The sequence below is a fragment of the Brevundimonas diminuta ATCC 11568 genome (assembly GCF_000204035.1).
GTDB classification, from domain to species: Bacteria; Pseudomonadota; Alphaproteobacteria; order Caulobacterales; family Caulobacteraceae; genus Brevundimonas; species Brevundimonas diminuta.
The window spans coordinates 1648239-1650644 of the sequence record NZ_GL883086.1; the positions used below are offsets into that span (position 1 = coordinate 1648239).

Annotated in this window: 2 protein-coding genes; both read right to left on the reverse strand. The window is 71.4% G+C overall.

Annotation, left to right across the window (positions count from 1 at the left end):
- The coding region (locus BDIM_RS11850) for a UDP-N-acetylmuramoyl-tripeptide--D-alanyl-D-alanine ligase (protein WP_040346921.1) at positions 1-1263 on the reverse strand (1263 nt) is incomplete at its 3' end.
- Positions 1256-2406, reverse strand: a 1151-nt coding sequence (locus BDIM_RS11855; RefSeq protein WP_040345984.1) for a UDP-N-acetylmuramoyl-L-alanyl-D-glutamate--2,6-diaminopimelate ligase, incomplete at its 5' end; no start/stop codon positions are given. The genes BDIM_RS11855 and BDIM_RS11850, both read right to left, overlap by 8 nt.

Consider the following 2406-nt stretch of genomic DNA (forward strand, 5'->3'; position numbering starts at 1 on the left):
GCGCCACTCGCCGCGCAGCGACGGCGGCAGGGCGTCATGCAGCAGGCGCATCTGCGGCCCGGCCGTGTGCACCAGGTCCAGCCCGGCGGCGACGATGGCGGGGGCCAGCCCTTCATGCAGGGCGCGGCTGTGTTCGCCCAGCTCCAGCATGTCGCTCAGGACGACGACGCGACGGCCGCCCTGCCCCACCGGCTTGGCGCCCAGGCTGACGAAGCCCGCCTTCATCGACAGCGGATTGGCGTTGTAGCTCTCGTCGATCAGGGTGAACGTCCCGCCAGGGACTTTGACAGCCTTCATCTGCCCGCGCCCGGCCAGCGGCTGGAAACTCGCCAGCGCCTGAAGCGCCGTGTCCAGCGACACGTCCAGCGCCTGCAGCATCAGGATTACGCACAGGCTGTTCAGCCCCCAGTGCACGCCCGACTGGGCCAGCCGATATTCGATGCGCTGTCCGTCCAGCTCGGCCGTGACGGTCGCGCCCTCGCTATCGGCGACGAAGTCCAGCAGGCGCGCGTCGCAGCCCGCATCATGGCCGAAGGTCCGCACCACGGCCCCGGCCTTTTCCGCGCCCTGACGCACGATGTCGGCATGGGCGTCAGCGGCGTTGACCACGGCGATCCCGCCCGGCGCCAGCCCCTCGAAGATGGCGGCCTTTTCGCGCGCCACGCCCGCCTCGCCGTCGGCGAAGGCCTCGATGTGCACCGGCCCGACCGTGGTGACGCAGGCGGCGTGCGGGCGCACGAAGGCCGACAGCGGCCCGATCTCGCCCGGATGGTTCATGCCGATCTCGAACACGGCGCGGTCCGTGCCCTGCGGCATCCGCGCCAGCGTCAGCGGCACGCCGATGTGGTTGTTGTAGCTCTTGATCGAGGCGTGGCTTGATCCGGCCAGATCGAGGCCCGCCTTGATCGCCTGGGTCACGCTGGTCTTGCCGACGCTGCCGGTGACGGCGCCGCGCAGGCGGGCGCGATCGCGCGCGGCGACGCCCAGCGCCTCCAGCCCCTTCAGGGTGTCGGGCACCAGCACATAAGACCCGCCCTCGACCGGCCGGTCGACCAGCGCAACCGCCGCGCCCGCCGCAAAGGCGGCCTCGGCGAACTCATGCCCGTCGCGCGCGCCGTGCAGGGCCAGGAACAGGTCGCCCGGCGCGATCTCGCGGCTGTTGTAGGTCAGGCCCGAGACTGATGCGTCGGGTCCATGAAGCCGACCTTCGGTCGCCGAGGCGATGGCTTCGGCGGTCCAGAGCGGCGTGTGTGCGTCAGGCATGGTCTTTCAGGGCTTCGGTCGCTTCGGCGGCGTCGTCGAAGGGATGTACGACCCCGCCGACGATCTGTCCCTGTTCATGCCCTTTTCCGGCGATCACGACCACATCTCCTTCGCGCATCAGGGATACGGCGTGGCGGATGGCCTCGCGGCGGTCGCCGATCTCCAGCGAGTCGGGGCAGCCTGCGCGCACCTGGGCGCGGATAGCGGCGGGGTCTTCGGAACGCGGGTTGTCGTCGGTGACGATGGCCGTATCGGCCAGACGCCCGGCGATCTCGCCCATCAGGGGACGCTTGGCCCGGTCGCGGTCGCCGCCCGCGCCGAAGACCACGATCAGACGGCCGGTCGCGTGGGGACGAAGCGCGTTCAGCACCGTCTCCAGCCCGTCGGGGGTGTGGGCGTAGTCGACATAGACCTCGCCGCCGCGCGCGCCGCCGGGAATGCGTTGCAGGCGGCCCTGCGCGCCCTGGATCAGCTCCAGCGCCGGGATCACGCGGTCCGGGTCTTCGCCGCCGGCGATGCACAGGCCCGCCGCCACCAGGGCGTTCGACGCCTGGAACGCCCCCGCCAGCGGCAGCAGGACGTCATGCAGCCGGCCGCGCACATCTAGGGTCAGGCGCTGGCCTTCAGGGGTCGCTCGGCGCGCCAGCAGGGTCAGGTCGCGCCCGCGTTCGCCGACGCCCATCACGCCCAGACCCGCCATGATCGAGGCCGAGGCGAAGGCCGAATAGGCGTCGGAATCCGCGTTCAGCACCGCCGTGCGCCCGCGTGGCAACAGGGCCTCGAACAGGCGCATCTTGGCGGCGCGGTACTCGTCCATCGTGCCGTGATAGTCGAGGTGGTCCTGCGTCAGATTGGTGAAGCCCGCCGCCTTGATCGCCACCCCGTCCAGGCGCCGCTGGTCGATGCCGTGGGACGAGGCTTCCAGCGCTAGGTGCGTCACCTCCTTGCGGGCCAGTTCGGCCAGCAGCCGCGCGGCCTCGGCGGCGTCGGGGCTGGTCAGGCCGGGGCCGGTCAGGGCGTAGGTCTTGTCGCCCTTCTGGCCGACGACGCCCAGGGTGCCCATGCTGGCCGACTTCAGGCCGAGCCCTGCCCAGATCTGGCGGCAGAAGTTGGCGACCGAGGTCTTGCCGTTGGTGCCCGTGA